General features: G+C 31.8%; 16 protein-coding genes. 7 read left to right on the forward strand and 9 right to left on the reverse strand.

The window, feature by feature from the left end; genetic code table 11:
* Window positions 1-51: 51 nt before the first annotated feature.
* The 3 genes from A9G36_RS05280 to A9G36_RS05290 all read right to left on the reverse strand — a co-directional run bounded on the left by A9G36_RS05280 (window position 52) and on the right by A9G36_RS05290 (window position 5,016).
* Window positions 52-2,910: a valine--tRNA ligase gene (locus A9G36_RS05280; RefSeq protein ID WP_065585475.1), complete on the reverse strand. Its 2,859-nt coding sequence runs from the start codon at window positions 2,908-2,910 to the stop codon at window positions 52-54.
* A 151-nt stretch (window positions 2,911-3,061) separates the two neighbouring features.
* A complete protein-coding gene (locus A9G36_RS05285) occupies window positions 3,062-3,517 on the reverse strand; it encodes a DNA polymerase III subunit chi (RefSeq protein ID WP_034945893.1) in 456 nt (151 codons plus the stop codon).
* Window positions 3,518-3,531: 14 nt separating this feature from the next.
* A complete protein-coding gene (locus A9G36_RS05290) occupies window positions 3,532-5,016 on the reverse strand; it encodes a leucyl aminopeptidase (protein WP_065568525.1) in 1,485 nt (494 codons plus the stop codon).
* Window positions 5,017-5,160: 144 nt separating this feature from the next.
* Between A9G36_RS05290 and lptF the strand changes: the two genes are divergently transcribed.
* Window positions 5,161-6,264: an LPS export ABC transporter permease LptF gene (gene lptF, locus A9G36_RS05295; protein ID WP_065568526.1), complete on the forward strand. Its 1,104-nt coding sequence runs from the start codon at window positions 5,161-5,163 to the stop codon at window positions 6,262-6,264.
* 11 nt (window positions 6,265-6,275) lie between these two features.
* On the forward strand, window positions 6,276-7,340 hold the full coding sequence (gene lptG, locus A9G36_RS05300) for an LPS export ABC transporter permease LptG (protein WP_034945902.1): 1,065 nt from the start codon (window positions 6,276-6,278) through the stop codon (window positions 7,338-7,340).
* A 148-nt stretch (window positions 7,341-7,488) separates the two neighbouring features.
* Here the strand turns inward: lptG and msrB are convergent, their stop codons facing one another.
* Genes msrB through msrA form a run of 3 tightly spaced genes read right to left on the reverse strand, consistent with a single transcriptional unit; the run spans window position 7,489 to window position 9,056 of the window.
* Window positions 7,489-7,932 carry a peptide-methionine (R)-S-oxide reductase MsrB gene (gene msrB, locus A9G36_RS05305; RefSeq protein ID WP_034945905.1) on the reverse strand — a complete coding sequence of 148 codons (444 nt, stop codon included), beginning with the start codon at window positions 7,930-7,932 and terminating at the stop codon, window positions 7,489-7,491.
* A 54-nt stretch (window positions 7,933-7,986) separates the two neighbouring features.
* Entirely contained in the window at window positions 7,987-8,505 is a 519-nt protein-coding gene (locus A9G36_RS05310; protein WP_065585476.1) for a cytochrome b, read from the reverse strand.
* The gene (gene msrA, locus A9G36_RS05315; protein WP_034945913.1) at window positions 8,505-9,056 is read right to left on the reverse strand and encodes a peptide-methionine (S)-S-oxide reductase MsrA; all 552 of its coding nucleotides are present in this window, start codon (window positions 9,054-9,056) and stop codon (window positions 8,505-8,507) included. Before msrA ends, A9G36_RS05310 begins: the two co-directional genes overlap by 1 nt.
* A 166-nt stretch (window positions 9,057-9,222) precedes the next feature.
* On the opposite strand from msrA, the gene A9G36_RS05320 reads away from it, so the two are divergent.
* Complete coding sequence (locus A9G36_RS05320) at window positions 9,223-9,495, forward strand: DksA/TraR family C4-type zinc finger protein (RefSeq protein WP_034945916.1); 273 nt, start codon at window positions 9,223-9,225, stop codon at window positions 9,493-9,495.
* A gap of 288 nt (window positions 9,496-9,783) precedes the next feature.
* Here the strand turns inward: A9G36_RS05320 and A9G36_RS05325 are convergent, their stop codons facing one another.
* Window positions 9,784-9,990, reverse strand: coding sequence for a hypothetical protein (locus tag A9G36_RS05325; protein WP_034945920.1), 207 nt, complete (start codon window positions 9,988-9,990; stop codon window positions 9,784-9,786).
* A gap of 426 nt (window positions 9,991-10,416) precedes the next feature.
* Here A9G36_RS05325 and A9G36_RS05330 point away from each other — a divergent pair, with 426 nt between their 5' ends.
* Window positions 10,417-11,064 (forward strand): DUF421 domain-containing protein, encoded by a 648-nt coding sequence (locus A9G36_RS05330; protein WP_065568528.1) that lies wholly within the window; start codon window positions 10,417-10,419, stop codon window positions 11,062-11,064.
* A 182-nt stretch (window positions 11,065-11,246) separates the two neighbouring features.
* On the opposite strand, the gene A9G36_RS05335 is transcribed toward A9G36_RS05330, so the two are convergent.
* On the reverse strand, window positions 11,247-11,663 hold the full coding sequence (locus tag A9G36_RS05335) for an Rrf2 family transcriptional regulator (RefSeq protein WP_034945926.1): 417 nt from the start codon (window positions 11,661-11,663) through the stop codon (window positions 11,247-11,249).
* Between the two features lie 124 nt (window positions 11,664-11,787).
* A complete protein-coding gene (gene hcp, locus A9G36_RS05340) occupies window positions 11,788-13,458 on the reverse strand; it encodes a hydroxylamine reductase (RefSeq protein WP_065568529.1) in 1,671 nt (556 codons plus the stop codon).
* 1,105 nt (window positions 13,459-14,563) lie between these two features.
* On the opposite strand from hcp, the gene A9G36_RS05345 reads away from it, so the two are divergent.
* From A9G36_RS05345 to A9G36_RS05355, 3 genes are read left to right on the forward strand one after another with little or no spacing between them, the layout of a single operon-like run.
* A complete protein-coding gene (locus tag A9G36_RS05345; protein ID WP_051825224.1) occupies window positions 14,564-15,181 on the forward strand; it encodes an NAD(P)H-dependent oxidoreductase in 618 nt (205 codons plus the stop codon).
* Window positions 15,153-15,677 (forward strand): DUF2867 domain-containing protein, encoded by a 525-nt coding sequence (locus A9G36_RS05350; protein ID WP_034945932.1) that lies wholly within the window; start codon window positions 15,153-15,155, stop codon window positions 15,675-15,677. Before A9G36_RS05345 ends, A9G36_RS05350 begins: the two co-directional genes overlap by 29 nt.
* A gap of 3 nt (window positions 15,678-15,680) precedes the next feature.
* Entirely contained in the window at window positions 15,681-16,820 is a 1,140-nt protein-coding gene (locus tag A9G36_RS05355) for an AfsA-related hotdog domain-containing protein (protein WP_065568530.1), read from the forward strand.
* Window positions 16,821-16,827 lie beyond the last annotated feature (7 nt).

The following is a 16,827-nucleotide window of genomic DNA, read 5'->3' on the forward strand; positions in this document are numbered from 1 at the left end:
AAATAAAAATCTCTCACTAAGGTTATTATTGAGAGATTTTTTATAATCAAATTATAGATTTTTTATTGCAGTATACTGCTCTTGCAGTTTGGCTTTATCGTCAATATAACCTTGTTGTTTTTCTTTCTCTTTCGCTACTACTGCAGCCGGTGCTTTATCAACAAAGCTTGCGTTAGATAATTTGTTTTCAATACGAGAAATTTCGCTATTGATGCGTTCGATCTCTTTTTCTAAACGCGCAAGTTCGTTTTCTTTATTAATTAATCCAGCCATTGGAATAAGCAATTCAGCACCATCCACCAGTTTAGTGACAGATAATGGCCCTGCTTCACCTTCATCAAGTAAAACAATTTCGGATAATCTTGCTAGTGATTCAATAAAGTTGATATTATCACTAATAATTCTATGTACCGTTGGCGAGGCCTTTCTAATTAGTAATTGTAATGGCTTACTTGGTGCAATATTCATTTCTGCACGAATATTTCGCACTGCAATTACCACATCTTTTATCCAATTAATATCTGCTACCGCTTCGTCATTTACATGTTGTTTATCAAAAACAGGCATTGGCTGTAACATAATAGTGTCAGCAGTTATGTGCATTAATCCTTTTACATTTTGCCAAATTTCTTCCGTAATAAATGGAATAATTGGATGAGCTAAGCGTAATAGCGCCTCTAATACTGTCACTAATGTATGACGAGCTGCACGTTGCTGTGATTGTTCGCCATTGGCTAAAATCGATTTGGTTAGTTCTAAATACCAGTCACAAAATTGGTTCCAAGTAAATTCATATAAAATATTTGCGGCTAAATCAAATCGATAGGTATCAAATGCTTCACGATAAGATTGAACGGTTTGATTAAATTCAGCTAAGATCCATTTATCTGCTAAAGAGTAATCAAAATCTCCCCCATTAAACCCACAATCATGCCCTTCTGTATTTATTAATACATAACGGCTAGCATTCCAAAGTTTGTTACAAAAGTTTCGATATCCTTCTAATCGTTTTAGATCCCAATTAATATCTCGTCCTGTTGATGCTAAGGCAGCTAACGTGAAACGCAATGCATCAGTACCATGAGCTTCAATACCATTAGGAAACTGCTTTTGAGTTCGTTTAGCAATTTTTTCAGCTAATTGAGGTTGCATCATATTGCCAGTACGTTTTTCTAATAATGTGTGCAATGAAATACCATCAATCATATCTAAAGGATCAATCACGTTACCTTTAGATTTTGACATTTTTTGTCCTTCTTCATCACGAATTAAGCCTGTAACATACACTGTTTTAAAAGGAACTTGTGGTTTACCTTGCTCATCTTTAATAAAATGCATGGTCATCATGATCATTCGGGCAACCCAGAAGAAAATGATATCAAAGCCGGTCACTAGTACATTCGTTGGATGGAACGTGGCTAATTCGTCAGTATTTTCCGGCCAACCTAACGTTGAGAATGTCCAAAGTGCAGATGAAAACCAAGTATCAAGTACATCTTCATCTTGCTCTAACTCAATATCGTTCGACAAATTATTTTCACGTCGTACCTCAGCTTCGTCACGACCAACATAAACATTACCTTGTTTATCATACCAAGCAGGAATACGATGCCCCCACCATAATTGACGTGAAATACACCAATCTTGAATATCATTCATCCAAGAAAAATACATGTTTTCATACTGTTTTGGTACAAATTGGATATCACCATTTTTTACAGCATCGATCGCAGGCTCTGCAAGTACTTTTGCACGTACATACCATTGATCTGTTAGCATAGGTTCGATCACAACACCACCACGATCACCATAAGGGACAGTTAAATCATGAGGTTCAATCTTTTCTAAAATACCAAGTGATTCACATGCAAAAACCACAGCTTTACGAGCAGCAAAACGTTCTAGGTTTTGAAATTGCTCTGGAATAGTGGGTTCATAAGCATCACTTGGTTCACCATTAGTATCAAACACTTCAGCTTGCTGACGAATATCACCATCAAAAGTAAATATGTTGATCATCGGTAATTGATGACGTCGCCCAACTTCGTAATCATTAAAATCGTGTGCAGGGGTGATTTTTACGCACCCTGTACCTTTGGTCATATCGGCATGTTCATCACCAACAATTGGAATCCGGCGATTCACAAATGGCAATATTACAAATTGACCAATCAGATCTTTATAGCGTGGATCTTCAGGATTAACCGCAACTCCAGTATCGCCAAATAAGGTTTCAGGACGAGTGGTTGCAACAACTAAATAATCTTTACCCTCGGCTGTTTTGACTCCATCAGCTAATGGATAACGCAAATGCCACATTGAGCCTTTAACTTCTCGGTTTTCAACCTCTAGATCTGAGATCGCCGTACGTAATTTAGGATCCCAATTAACTAAACGTTTGCCGCGATAGATGAGGTTTTCTTGATATAGTCGAACAAAAACTTCTTTTACTGCGTTTGATAAACCTTCATCCATTGTGAATCGTTCACGATCCCAATCGACCGAATCCCCTAAACGACGCATCTGTTTTGTGATGCTACCACCTGATTCAGCTTTCCATTGCCAAATCTTGTCAATAAAAGCATCTCGACCATAATCATGGCGAGTTTTGTTTTCTTCTGCGCCAATTTTACGCTCTACTACCATTTGCGTTGCAATACCCGCATGATCGGTTCCGGATTGCCAAAGGGTATTATGCCCCTGCATACGATGATAACGAATCAAGGCATCCATAATTGTTTGTTGGAAAGCATGCCCCATATGTAAACTACCAGTTACATTCGGCGGAGGAATAGCAATACAGTAACTTGGCTGAGATTTATCGCCATTGGGTTTGAAATAACCACTTTCTTCCCAATGTTTATAAATAGGTTGTTCAATTTCGTGTGGATTATAAGTCGTATTTTTCATAATTAATGCATAAATCCTGATTTAGGGCATAAAAATACTTCCTATTCTACAGTAAAATAGAAAAACAATAAATTGGCAGAACAATAAACTAGATACATTTGATCCCTTTTAAAAAAACTTTTGTCTAAAATTTTATTGATAATTTTTAAACCTATCTACATAAAGTAGGAATAGTTTTAAGGTTAAAACCTGCGTCTTTATAAGACATATATCTAATTCTAGCTAGCAATTTCAATCGTTCATTAACGGGTACAAAATCTATTATGTCACGATAAACACCTGCAAATTCAGGAAATTGCTCTTGTAAATTAATTAATAATTGACGAGTACCACTACTACGCCTCGCCGGCCAACTAATTTCTATTGGGGAGCCTCCTTTCATGCCTTCACCAGCTAAATTATGTGGAACAAAATTTTCAGTATCTAATTGCCAAAGATATTCATCTATTCGTTCTGCTTGAGTTTGATCTTGACAAGCAACCAATACTCGCAATTTGTTTTGCCAAGCCTCAACAATTTTTTCACAAGCGAGTTTTTCATAAAATAACATGCCTAATTCACTCGCTTCCGTCTGGTTTTCTAATAGGTAGAAAATCACTTTTTTCATAGAATGTAAGCTCGCTAATTACTTTCAAGTAAATATTGAATCAACATTGCAACTGGGCGCCCAGTAGCCCCCTTTTTTGCTCCTGATTGCCAAGCTGTGCCTGCAATGTCTAAATGAGCCCACGGATATTTTTCTGTAAACCGTGATAGGAAACAAGCAGCGGTTATCGTACCACCATCACGGCCCCCTGCATTAACAATATCAGCACAACTTGATTTAATTTGTTCTTGAAAATCATTATCTATCGGTAACGCCCATGCTTTATCGCCCGCCTTATTCGATGATAAAATTAGCTGTGCAACTAATTTTTCATTGTTACCCATTACTCCAGTATAATGGTGACCAAGTGCAACAATGCAGGCTCCTGTTAACGTAGCTATATCAATCACAATTTTAGGATTGTAACGTTCAACATAAGTCAACACATCACATAAAACTAAACGACCTTCGGCATCAGTATTAATGACCTCAACGGTTATGCCAGACATTGTCGTTAAAATATCACCTGGTCTATAAGCATTACCATTTGGCATATTTTCGCACCCGGCCATAATTCCGACTACATTAATAGGTAACTCTAATTCGGCGACAGCTTTCATAACCCCATACACTGTTGCTGCACCACACATATCATACTTCATTTCATCCATGCTTGCAGAAGGCTTAATTGAGATTCCACCAGAATCAAAGGTTAATCCTTTGCCAACTAATACATAAGGTTGAGCATTTTTTTCTTTGGCACCTTTGTATTCAATAACTGTCATAATTGATTCATTCTGTGAACCACGTCCGACAGCTAAATAAGCATTCATATTGAGTTTAGTTAGCTCTTTTTCCCCTAAACAAGAAACTTTTAAAGAAGAGTGACGTTTTCCAAGTTGCTTACCTTGATCTGCCAAATATTGAGCATTGCAAATATTTGAAGGCATATTAGCTAAAGTTTTAGTCGATTCAACAGCGTTTGCAATAATTTGACCCTGCGCCAAATTATTACTTACAGTATCAACTAATTTTGGATCGTTATATAATAAAGCAATGTTATTTAAACTTAATCCAATTGTTTTATTTGATTTAAATTCATCAAAGCGATAAGTTATCTCGCTTACAATTTGTGGAAGTTGCTTAGCTACCTCATCACTTATTGATGAATTAATGGTTAAAAGATCCCAGGAAATAGTTTTAATTTTTTTGGCAATCACTTCATTAATAACCGTTTGTATCAATTTTTTAGATTTGCTTAAATCAAATTCCTTGAATTTACCACAACCTACAAATAATATCTTTTGCCTTAAATTATTCATGTATGGATATAGCAAAGTTGTTTGTCCTAATTCACCACTTATATCACCTGATTTGATTAATTGAGTTATCATTCCCTTAGTAAATTGATCTAAATCTTTTACAAAAGCTGATTGTTCTTTTTCTGAACTTATTGAAATAACTAAACATTCATTTTTTAGTTTGGTTATAATATCACTGTTTTTAATTAAAAATTTCATAAAACTTCTCTTGTAAAATATGGGATAAATACTGATATTCTATCGATTCATTATGGGATAGCAACAAAAAAGATAACTAAACCGATTAATTCAGTTTATAATAGTTCAATTTTATAAAACATTAATTTTGCAGATAGGTTAAATGTGATAATTCGACGATATTTAGTTAAAGAGACATTGAAAACTCAAGGTGCAATTCTTTTCATCTTACTATTAATTTTCTTTTCTCAAAAGCTAATTAAAATTCTATCGAGCGCCATTGAAGGGAATATACCTCGTGATTTAATTATGCCATTGCTCGTCTTGGGTATTTCTAATATAGCAGATCTTATTTTACCGCTAAGTCTTTTTTTAAGTGTATTAGTTACTTTTGGGCGACTTTACTCTGATAGTGAAATGGTTGCCATGCATGCATGTGGAGTGAAAAAAAATATCGCCTATCAAGTTGTTTTTTTACTTTGCATTTTTACTTGTATATTAACAATGATAAATACACTTTGGTTTGGACCATGGTCTAACGTCAAACAAGGGCAATTAATTGAAAATGCAAAAATTAATCCAAGTTTAACAGGTTTATTAGAAGGACAGTTTCAACAAACACCTGACGGTAATTCCGTAATCTATATAGGAAATGTTAATAATAACAATCTTGAAAAGATTTTCATTGTACAAACTAATCCTAAAAATAATTTAAGACCATCAATAATTGTAGCGAATAAAGGTAAAACAGGAAGTGATAAAGACGGTAACCAAACAATCACATTAGAAAATGCTAATCGTTACGAAGGTACTACACAATTAAAAGATTTTCGGATATCAAACTTCCATAATTATTTAGGCATAATAAAACCCAAAGAATTAGAGAATTATGACGATGAAGAAAAATTAGATGCCCAGCAACTTGGACTATTTGACTTATACAATATCCGATCATCAAAAACTAAAGCAGAATTTTATTGGCGATTAACGCTGATGATTTCAGTACCTTTAATGGCTTTTCTTGTAATTCCTTTAAGTGTTTCAAATCCGAGACAAGGAAGGCTTACCCAAATACTCCCTGCTTTACTACTTTATTTGATCTATTTTTTACTATCGAGTTCAATAAAAGGAAGTGCAGGAAAAGGACATATAAATCCAGAACCTTGGTTTTATATCATTAATACAGTATATTTTATTATTGCGTTATTTTTAAATTGCTGGGATAACTTGTTTATACGTAAACTTCGTCTTAAATATTTAGCATCATAAAGGGGAAAATTGTGTTTTCGATTTTAGATCGCTATATTGGTAAAACAATATTAAGTACCATTGGGTTATCACTTTTTTTACTAATTAGCTTATCAGGAATCATTCGTTTTATTGATCAGCTTCGAAAAATAAAGGGCGACTATGATGCATTTGCTGTAGGAATTTATACCACCTTAATGGCGCCCAAAGATTTAGAAACATTTTTCCCTATGGCTGGATTATTAGGTGCATTAATTGGATTAGGTTTACTGGCATCTCGCAGTGAACTTATTGTTATGGAAACATCTGGATTCAGTCGATTTAAAATTGCTAAAGCAGTGATGAAAACAGCTATTCCATTGGTTGTGATTACCATGGCAATTGGTGAATGGGTTGCCCCTGTAACGGAACAAGCTGCTCGAAATATGCGCTCTGAAAAACTTTATGGTAATTCATTAATGGCAGAGAAAGGAAGTTTGTGGGCAAGAGATGGAAATAACTACATCTATATAGGCCGCATCAATAATGATAATTCTATATCACATATTTTTATTTACACAGTCGAAAATAACAAATTACTTTCAATCACACATGCTGATTATGGCGTATATTCTAATAATGAATGGACGTTGGCTCAGGTTGAAAAAAATGATCTAACAAACCCAAAACAAATAACTGGTACCAATTTAGTACTTATGAAGTGGCGTACCAATATCACACCAGATAAATTAAGCATAGTTGCATTTGATCCTGATTCACTTTCTGCTAGTGGTCTTTATCAATACTCCAAATATTTACATAATTCAGGGCAAGATACAAAATATTACGATTTACTTTTCTGGAAAAAAATAATTAAACCAATATCTGTAGCAGTAATGATGCTACTAGCATTATCTTTTATATTTGGACCTCTGCGCAGCGTATCTATGGGTGTTAGAGTCATTACCGGTATAAGTTTTGGTTTTCTATTCTATATTACAGACAATCTCCTTGCACAAATAAGTATTGTAATTGGACTTTATCCATTAATTGGCTCATTATTAACTAGCATTGTATTTTTAATGATTTGTTATGTTTTATTTAAAAAAAAGAATTAACTCGTACGAATTGTTAAATACTGCAAGTTAGGTATGAAAAACCCCAAAATTCATTTTTATTTTATAAATGAACAAATAAACATAAATAATTGAAGACCTTTTTTCTAAGCCCTATTATTCATACTAAATAATAGGGTGTTTTAATTAGCTAAGCTTTCTTAAAAAGTTTTAAATATTGCCCATATCCTTCTGCTTTAAGATCATCTTTAGGTATAAAGCGTAACGCTGCTGAGTTTATACAGTAGCGTAATCCACCTAATGTTTTTGGTCCATCATGAAAAACATGACCAAGATGGGAATCAGAAGTTACTGAGCGAACTTCAATACGATGCATTCCATAGCTATTATCTTTTTTTTCAACAATAGAGTGTTTACCAATAGGTTTAGCGAAACTAGGCCAACCACACCCTGAATCAAATTTATCTAATGAAGTAAACAATGGTTCACCAGAAACGATATCAACATAAAGCCCTTCTTGATAATTGTCGTTGAACTCATTATCAAATGGTGGTTCAGTTCCATTATGCTGCGTTACATGATATTGCATAGGCGTTAACGTTGAAAGTACTTTTTCTTTCATTAATTTATTCATAATCAGTAAAACCCTTTAAATTATTAAGATAATTAAAACGGCAAAATATCAAGTTTATAACATTGATTGTAGAACTTTATCTTTAAGAAAAAAGTAGTGATACATTGCACCTATAATATGCAAAAGCAATAAAATCATAAAAATAAAAGAGGTTAAAATATGAGTATTGTAAAAAAATGTATAAAACTTATTAGGCATACCAATTGCAGGAATTGAAATAACACCAAATACATTAAAGTCACGGCTACTCATCAAATATCCTGAAATAGGGACAATTAAAAGAAAAATGTAAATAAATCCTTGGACTGATTTTGACAATATTTTTAGTAATCTATTATCATTAGATAATAGATTCGGAGAACTTTCGAATTTTACGACAAGTATTCGCCATACGGTTAATACCACGATAACTATCCCAAAAGATTTATGTAGTAAATAAATATTAGGCATTCCCCCCAAATAATATGACATGCTTCCTTTAAATGCTATCAGTAAAAAAGTCATTAAAACACATATCGCTGATAACCAATGAATCCATTTTTGTTTTACAGAATATTGTGGATAATTTTGCATTATTTATTTACCTTAGATGAATTTTTGTCCTGCCAGTGCGTCGATATAAAATGAGCTCGGCCTGATAATTGATAATAACGATTATAGTGTTCAGGTTGCTTTTTATAATAGTCTTGATGATAATCTTCTGCTGAGTAAAATTCAACAGCGGGCTCAATATCCACTGTTATTGGATTAGCAAATCGATTACTTGCTTCAAGTGCACGCAAAGATATTAATGCTTGTTGGTGTTGAGATTTATTATGATAAAAAATAGCCGGACGATAAGAATCGCCACGATCGGCAAATTGTCCTCTTTTATCTGTAGGATCTATCTGTTGCCAAAAAACATCAAGTAATTTTTGATAACTTATTTTAGATGGATCAAAAGTTATTTGAATAGCTTCAGTATGCCCTGTATTTCCCTGACAAACTTGTTGATAAGTAGGATTAGCAACATGTCCTCCAGTGTACCCCGAAATAACACGAATAACACCATCATACTGATCAAATGGTTTAACCATACACCAAAAACAACCACCAGCAAATGTTGCTTGTTCATATTGTTGCATAACTATCTCCGCTAAATAATACAAAATAGATATGTTGATTACATCGATATATTATCATTCAACTTACATTAACATTCATACAAATTAATAATAGCCAAACCATGGCTTGAAAAAGATTTAAAAAACCATATCTAAAAAGCTACGTTACTATCATAGGGGTTACATTATGGCTAATGGCTGGGCATCAGATGATGCCGTAAATCAACAAATAGAAGGTACAATTTCTGACGCTATCGAAAATGCTAGACGCCAATTAAAACAAGGTGTTAATAGTGCTAATTTTTGTATTGAATGTGGTGAAATCATCCCTGAAGCAAGAAGGCATGTATTGCCTGGTGTCCAGTTTTGCTTCACCTGTCAACAAGAAATTGATAAGCAAATAGCAAAGGCAGCAGTCTTATATAATCGTCGGGGCAGTAAAGACAGCCAGCTTAGGTAACAACACCATATATTTGCTAAATTAATTACTCTTCCATAATTTACAAAATTGTATCAATTTATAGAATTAAAACTCTAATTTCATTAATAACTAACATATTAAAAATTAGCAGTCTTACCGTTTTAACTTTAACTTTATTATATGTAATTTAACTTTCAGTAACTAAAGCGTTACTCAACCTGATTACAAACTAAATATTCCAGTTCAAAATAAAAGTAACGCTCCGTTTTATTTTTTACAAAATAATCAAAATGCAAGTATATCTATTATCCACTGAAAAAATTAAGATTATTTTTTATCTGGATGAGGGTCTTTAGCTGAATCACCTTGTCCTGTAACAATATACCAACCATTCTTAATATGTGGTTTTTTATTATGATCTGGGCAAGGTGGTAAGGATTTTTTACTTTGATTTGAATAAATATAACCACAATCTGCACATTTATAAGTACCCGCTGAAACATCACTACCGTACGAAGCAAATTTTTGTACCATTATAAGCTCCTCCAATAATTTTATATTAGCGATAAGCACCTTACTTATCATTAATATATATAAACTGTGATTAAACAAAAATCAAGATTAGATTTCGTTAATTTACACTTTATAAAAAAGCAGTGAATAAAAGTTGATGATTATTAACTATGCATGGTTTATACAGACTATATTAAATAGCTATATACAAATAAGACTTATATTGTCGATTTTCCAATCTAGATATATAGCGTATAATACAGTTTCCAATTTTCGAAATATTAATATCTTTTATTAATAAAGTTATAATAAATCAATGATTCACGCTAAACTAAAACTCATACATATTGTTAACAAAAGTTACTAAATATTCTGAAGTTAATGCTTCAACTTACTACTACAGTAACAGCATGCAGATAAATAAAAATATTAACTAGGAGGTAGTGAATGTATTTATTAGAAATGGCACCAAAATTTTTATTAGCATTAGTTATCTTACTTATTTATGTGAAATTATCAGGCAAAAGCCAAATAGCACCTATGTCTCAGTTAGATCAAGTTGGTAGTATGGTAATTGGTGCTTTGGTTGGGGGAGCATTGTTAAGCCCAACCGTCTCTGCATGGGAAGCAGCTGCTCTTGTAGCAATTTGGGCCGGTTTATTGGTTATAATCAGATTCATCAAATCCAAAAATTCTCGTTTAAGAGATGCAATTGATGGTGCGCCTATTCAGCTGGTCAAAAATGGAAAATTAATAACCGATAATTTTATCAAAGCCAATTTACCTGTACGAGACTTTGAAACTTTAGTTAATATACAAGGTATTTCATCATTCGAACAATTAAAGCAAGTTTGGTATGAATTAAATGGATCATTAACAATTATCAAGAAAGGTGAGAAAGATATTGCGGTTCTAATTATTGAAAATGGAGGAATAAGCCATGATAACCTCAATCAGATCCAAAAAGATGAAGATTGGGTTAAACAAGAAATTCATAAACAAGGATATGAAAAGATAGAGGATATTTTCTGCGCGGAATGGTTTGATAATAAATTATTTATTTATCCTTATGATAAAGCCCAGCAAAAAAATTAATAACCGATTAATATAACTTTATAAGTATAAACTTATATTGCTAATTGTTCATATATTTTTATTTGATCGTTTTATTTAATTAGATTGTCTAATGCGTGTGCTTAATCACTTTTAACCTAACCTGGCAGTTACTAATAAAACTGTTCAGGAATAGGTTATTATCTAGTTAAAACCAAATAAAATTATGATAGGCTAATTAATTTTGTCTTGTCGTTAATTAAATCATCAATTGTATATTGTTCTAATTCTTTTAAAAATGCCTCTTTTGCATCCCATAAATATCTTTTTAAAAGACAAACTGGGCTAATATTACATGCTGAAACGCTACAATCAAGTAGTTCTAGCGGTTCAATCTGCCTAATAACTTTCCCTACATTAATTTGACTCCCATGCATTTTTAATTTTATACCGCCATACTTTCCTTGTTTTGTTTCAATATAACCTAACTTACCTAGTTTATAGACAACTTTAACCAAATGATTTTTAGATATATTATAATATTTACTTACCTCAGTAATATTTGTCATTTCACCTTCAGTTAAAGCTGACAAATAAATAAGTACACGTATGCTATAATCAGTAAAATTTGATAATTGCACTAAATCTCCTATATTATACAATCTATTAATATTCTTATTTGACCTATTCTAGTTTAGAATAATCTGTTCCCATAAACACTATTATCTGCATCGAAAAGCAGATAATAGCATAAATCCATTTATTTTAAGCCGCATTAAAAGTTAATATTTGATTTAAATCACTGGTTGAATCTGCCGTAATACGTAAATCAAACTTATTTTGCAATATGCTCAATAAGTTATCTGTTAAAAATTCGGGAATTGAAGGCCCTACATAAATTCCTTTAATACCCAATGATAGTAAAGTGAGCAAAATGACAATTGCTTTCTGCTCAAACCATGATAGAACCAATGTTAATGGAAGTTCATTAACGCTACACTCAAAAGCTTCAACCAATGCAAGCGCTAATTGAATTGCCGAATAAGCATCATTACATTGCCCAATATCAAGTAAACGAGGAATGCCATTAATATCACCAAAATTTTGCATATTAAAGCGATATTTACCACAACCTAAAGTTAAAATAACACTATCTTTAGGTACTTGGTTTGCCATTTCGGTATAATAATGACGTTCACTTTTGCTACCATCACATCCCCCAATTAAAAAGAAATGCTTAATATTTCCAGCTTTTACTTGTTCAACAACTGTAGGCGCAACATTCATTAATGTATTTCTTGCAAAACCAACAGTTATATAATGTTCAATTTCAGTATAATTGAAACCTGATTGATTAAGTGCACAATCAATAACAGGACTAAAATCATCAGTCTGAATATGAGCAACCCCAGGCCAACCAACCATATTACGAGTAAAAATGCGATCCGCATATCCGTTTGTAAAAGGGTTTATAATACAATTTGACGTCATAACAATTGCCCCGGGAAAATTAGCAAATTCAACTTGCTGATTTTGCCAAGCGCTACCATAATTTCCGACTAAATGAGTATATTTTTTTAATTCTGGGTAAGCATGAGCGGGTAACATTTCTCCATGAGTATAAACATTAATGCCCTTTCCTTGCGTTTGTTCTAAAATCAAACGTAAATCATGAAAATCATGTCCAGAAACTAAAATACATTTGCCTGCAATTGGCTTAGTATTTACTTTAGTTGGGACAGGATGACCAAATTCAGTTGTTTCTCCCATATCAAGCATCGACATAACTTTATAATTTAATTGCCCAATCTGCATTGAAAGTTCAAAAAGCTTATCTACATCAGTTGGATTATCGCCAAGAATGTTCATGATATGATGATATTCTGAATAAACTTCATCATTAAATTGACCTAATACCGCAGCGTGTTCCATATAAGCTGCCGCGCCTTTCAAGCCATATAAAGCTAATAAACGAAGCCCTATTACATCATCACCAACTTGTTCTTGCTCTCGATTCAACTTGACTTGGCTAGCAAACGCTAATAGATCCTCTTTTGCATCTGGATAATTAAGCTTAGCTGCATAACTTAATGCTGGTAAAATATCATTTACTTTAAGCGCAGCACTTTTAGCGCAATGTGCTAACTTTTGGCAATGTATATTAGCTTGCTCAAGATATTCTAGCATCCGCTGCGCATCAAAATTGACATTAGTTAATGTCGCAAAAAAAGTTTGAAACGACCACCTATCAATCTCTCTATCCACAATGTTATACCTACGACAAAGCGTGGCCCAATACGAAATCTTTTGTAAACTAGCTACTAAAACATCTTGCAAATCAGAAACTTCTGCTGTTTTACCACACATACCTTTTGCATAATTACAGCCTTTATTATTTGATTTTATTATTGTTTGCTCACACTGAATACAGAACATAATATCTCCTCTTTTTCCATTCTTGTAAACATATAAATAAAATACATGTTTAAATAAAAAAAGAAAAGCAGATTAAGCTTTATTGATTTAAAAACAATCATAGAAAATTAGGATTAAATTATTTAATGCCCTATAAAGTTCTTCAAAATTATAAATAATTAACTATTCTTCGATAACCAGCCCTGGCTCCTAGTTGTTAATAAGTAGGGTTAAATCATTTGGTATAGCCACTTTGATATGGACTATAAAGGATGATATAGTAACCATAACATAAATTTTTTCCTAGCTAGTGAAAGTTTTTCTATAAATTTGGTTTATTACCTATCCGTATTTTGGGTAAATAACCATGATATTGAGCCAGATTATCCTACTAACGGACAACTGACTACAATATCAAGCCTAGTGCCACACTATTAAAGTCACCTATCACTTGAATGCTTTTTTACAATTTACCTTGAGATTGCCTTTTAAGTCTCAATTCTTAGGGTAAATACATTATGGTTACACTAATAGCTAAGTTTTCATATATAGTAAAAACAATTAGAAAAGACCTAGAGTAAATGCTTGTCAGTAAAAGGACTGAACTCCAAAACAACAACCTAAATTTAGTAATTTAAGTTAAACATATTATGCACAGCAGCTAAATTTGAATCATACATTCAGCATAAACAGCAAAGCTCTTAGACTGAAATGCCTGCAAAAGAATCTTTTAAAATAAATACGATTGGTGCTCTGTCATTTTTTATTATGTAAACTCTATGTGGGTTAATGGAGAAAATTTTTGACTTTGAAAATGTACTATTTAGGAGATAGTTACATTTGCATATAGCTTAATTGACCATGTTTTACTTACCTAATTTAATAAAACTAAATTTTATCATAACTTTTTAGCATGCAACTTACCCTGAATTTAGCAATCAACCGCTTAAGCACATCACTCACACTATAGATCATTTTTAAATCTTTGACATTAAAAGCACCTTTAATAACTTCTTATTTTTCAAAATAATAAATAATATTAACTGGAAAATTACTGCTGTATTGATATTTTTTAAACACCATGATAGCATGTAAAGATAATCTTTTTTATATAAGGAACTAGAGTATGAAAAAAACATTAATTTTACTTGCACATCCAAATTTAAATGAATCAGTTGTTAATAAAGCTTTAATACAGAAATTAACTCCTTTCGCTTCAGAAAATTTGATAATTCGTGATATTTCAAAATCCTGTGTAAATAATCAGTTCAATGTAGAAGAAGAGCAATCTTATCTATTAAACTCCGAACGCATTATTTTTCAATTTCCATTATATTGGTATTCCTACCCTGCAATATTAAAAAAATGGATTGATGAAATTTTTCTTCCGGGTTTTGCTTATGGTAGAAAAGGAACAGATTTAGGAACTAAGCTCATTAATAAACAATTTAGTGTCATAGCATCTATTGGTGGAACAAAAGAAGTATATACTCCTGGAGGTGTTGTAGGTTTTTCTATTAATGAGTTATTAAGACATTTACAGATAACAATTGAATATGTTGGTGGTATATATACTTACCCATTTTTTATTTATGGTTCAAACTTTATTAAAGAAACGTCCAAATTGGATGATATTTTTAAAGATTACAAAGAACATATATTTTCAGAATATATTCCTAAAGATAAACAATATAAAAAATTGATTAAATTAGCTTATGAATGCCAAGCAAAAGGGTTCTATTAAAAAACTCAATGCTTTATTAAACAATATAACTCTTATAGCAGAAGAAGTTGATTATTTAAGCTATCAAAGCTTATATATTTCTAAAAAAATTTCAGCATATGATGCTTATAAAAAAATAACGAGTTATCAACCTAAATGGATTGAGTTACTGTTTAACATTAGAGATTTTTTAGGAAAAATAGTTGGAATTAAATCCATTAACGGGTTCAATGTATTAGACAAAAACGAACCCGATATAGGAAATAAAGTCCACTTTTTTACAGTCATTGAAAAAGAAGAAAATATATTAACGTTGGTAGTAAGAGACTGGCATCTAGATGTTTGTGTGCATATTCGTATTATCAACGCTAATGATTATCATAATAAGTTATATTTAATTACATCAGTTAAAAATCACAATCTTGTTGGAAAATTATATATGTTGCCTGTTTCTATCATGCATCCATATATTGTAAGTAAATTGTTCGAAAATCTTAATATTAAACAGAAGGAATAAAAAATGGATAAAAAAGCACTTGTTGATTCGTACATAGTTCATAAATCAGAAGTAGAAGATGTACTTATTTATGAACCTAGTATTGTACTATTAAATATGATTAAAGAAGATGATTTTAACGATTTAATACTCTCTAATCCAGAGCATGAACATCTTCTTAAATCTGTTTATAAACGCTGTAAATCTAATAAACAACATATTTATACTCTTAGAACATTACCAATAGAGATATCAAAAGATGTAGCTTGTACTATTCTTTCTGATATACATATAGCTGAGTTTTATAAACCACTAGATGATAACACTTTAGAATTAATTAGTGCTTATATGCCTCTACATCTAGAGGAAATTATTAGAAGTAGATTATTATCCAATATTCCTCCAATTAATGATGATGATAAAAGAGCAATTTCTAACATACAAAACACAGCCCCTATTTATTCTTATTTCTTATTTAATAATACAAAAAACCAATATTTTTACAAAAAATTCCATGAACATGTTCCTGGAATGATGTTATTAGAAGCAGCAAGACAAGCTGGATATGATTACGTTTACTCAACAACAGGGCATAAATACAAAGAGGTCTCTATCTCAATGACAAGTCTTGGAGTAAATTTTTTAGACTATGTTGTGTCATCTTATCCACTAGAGATACTTTTTTCTCAAAAAGATTATGTTCGTAGGGTAAAACCTAAAATTCTTGAAAAGAAAGCATGGTTTTATCAAAAAGGTAAACTTAAAGGAACTTTCTCCTTAAATTGTGCAGTTATTCCCATGAGTATTTTTCCTAGATTAAGAAATGAACACTATGCTAAAACACATAATTTTTATCCTTTCGATAAGGACATGTCAATAAAAGTATTTAGCAATAATGGCCAAGAATCGAATAAAAAAATAATATACTTATCATTAACAGGGATCACAATAGAAAGTGATAAAGATGATAATGCAAATATTTCTAGTGTAATTTTATTGAATAAACATGAGTTCTCAATAAAACAACACACAACAGTAGAAACAAACAGTAATTGGCACTATTTGATATTTGACGATTTATCTAAATCTCAGTTACTAACATTGAATAATATAATAAATACTTGTTTTTATCATAAACCTATGTTTGATGAACTAAACATTTAAAAACTGG

Source organism: Gilliamella sp. Choc6-1, from assembly GCF_001690385.1.
Lineage (GTDB): Bacteria > Pseudomonadota > Gammaproteobacteria > Enterobacterales > Orbaceae > Gilliamella > Gilliamella apicola_A.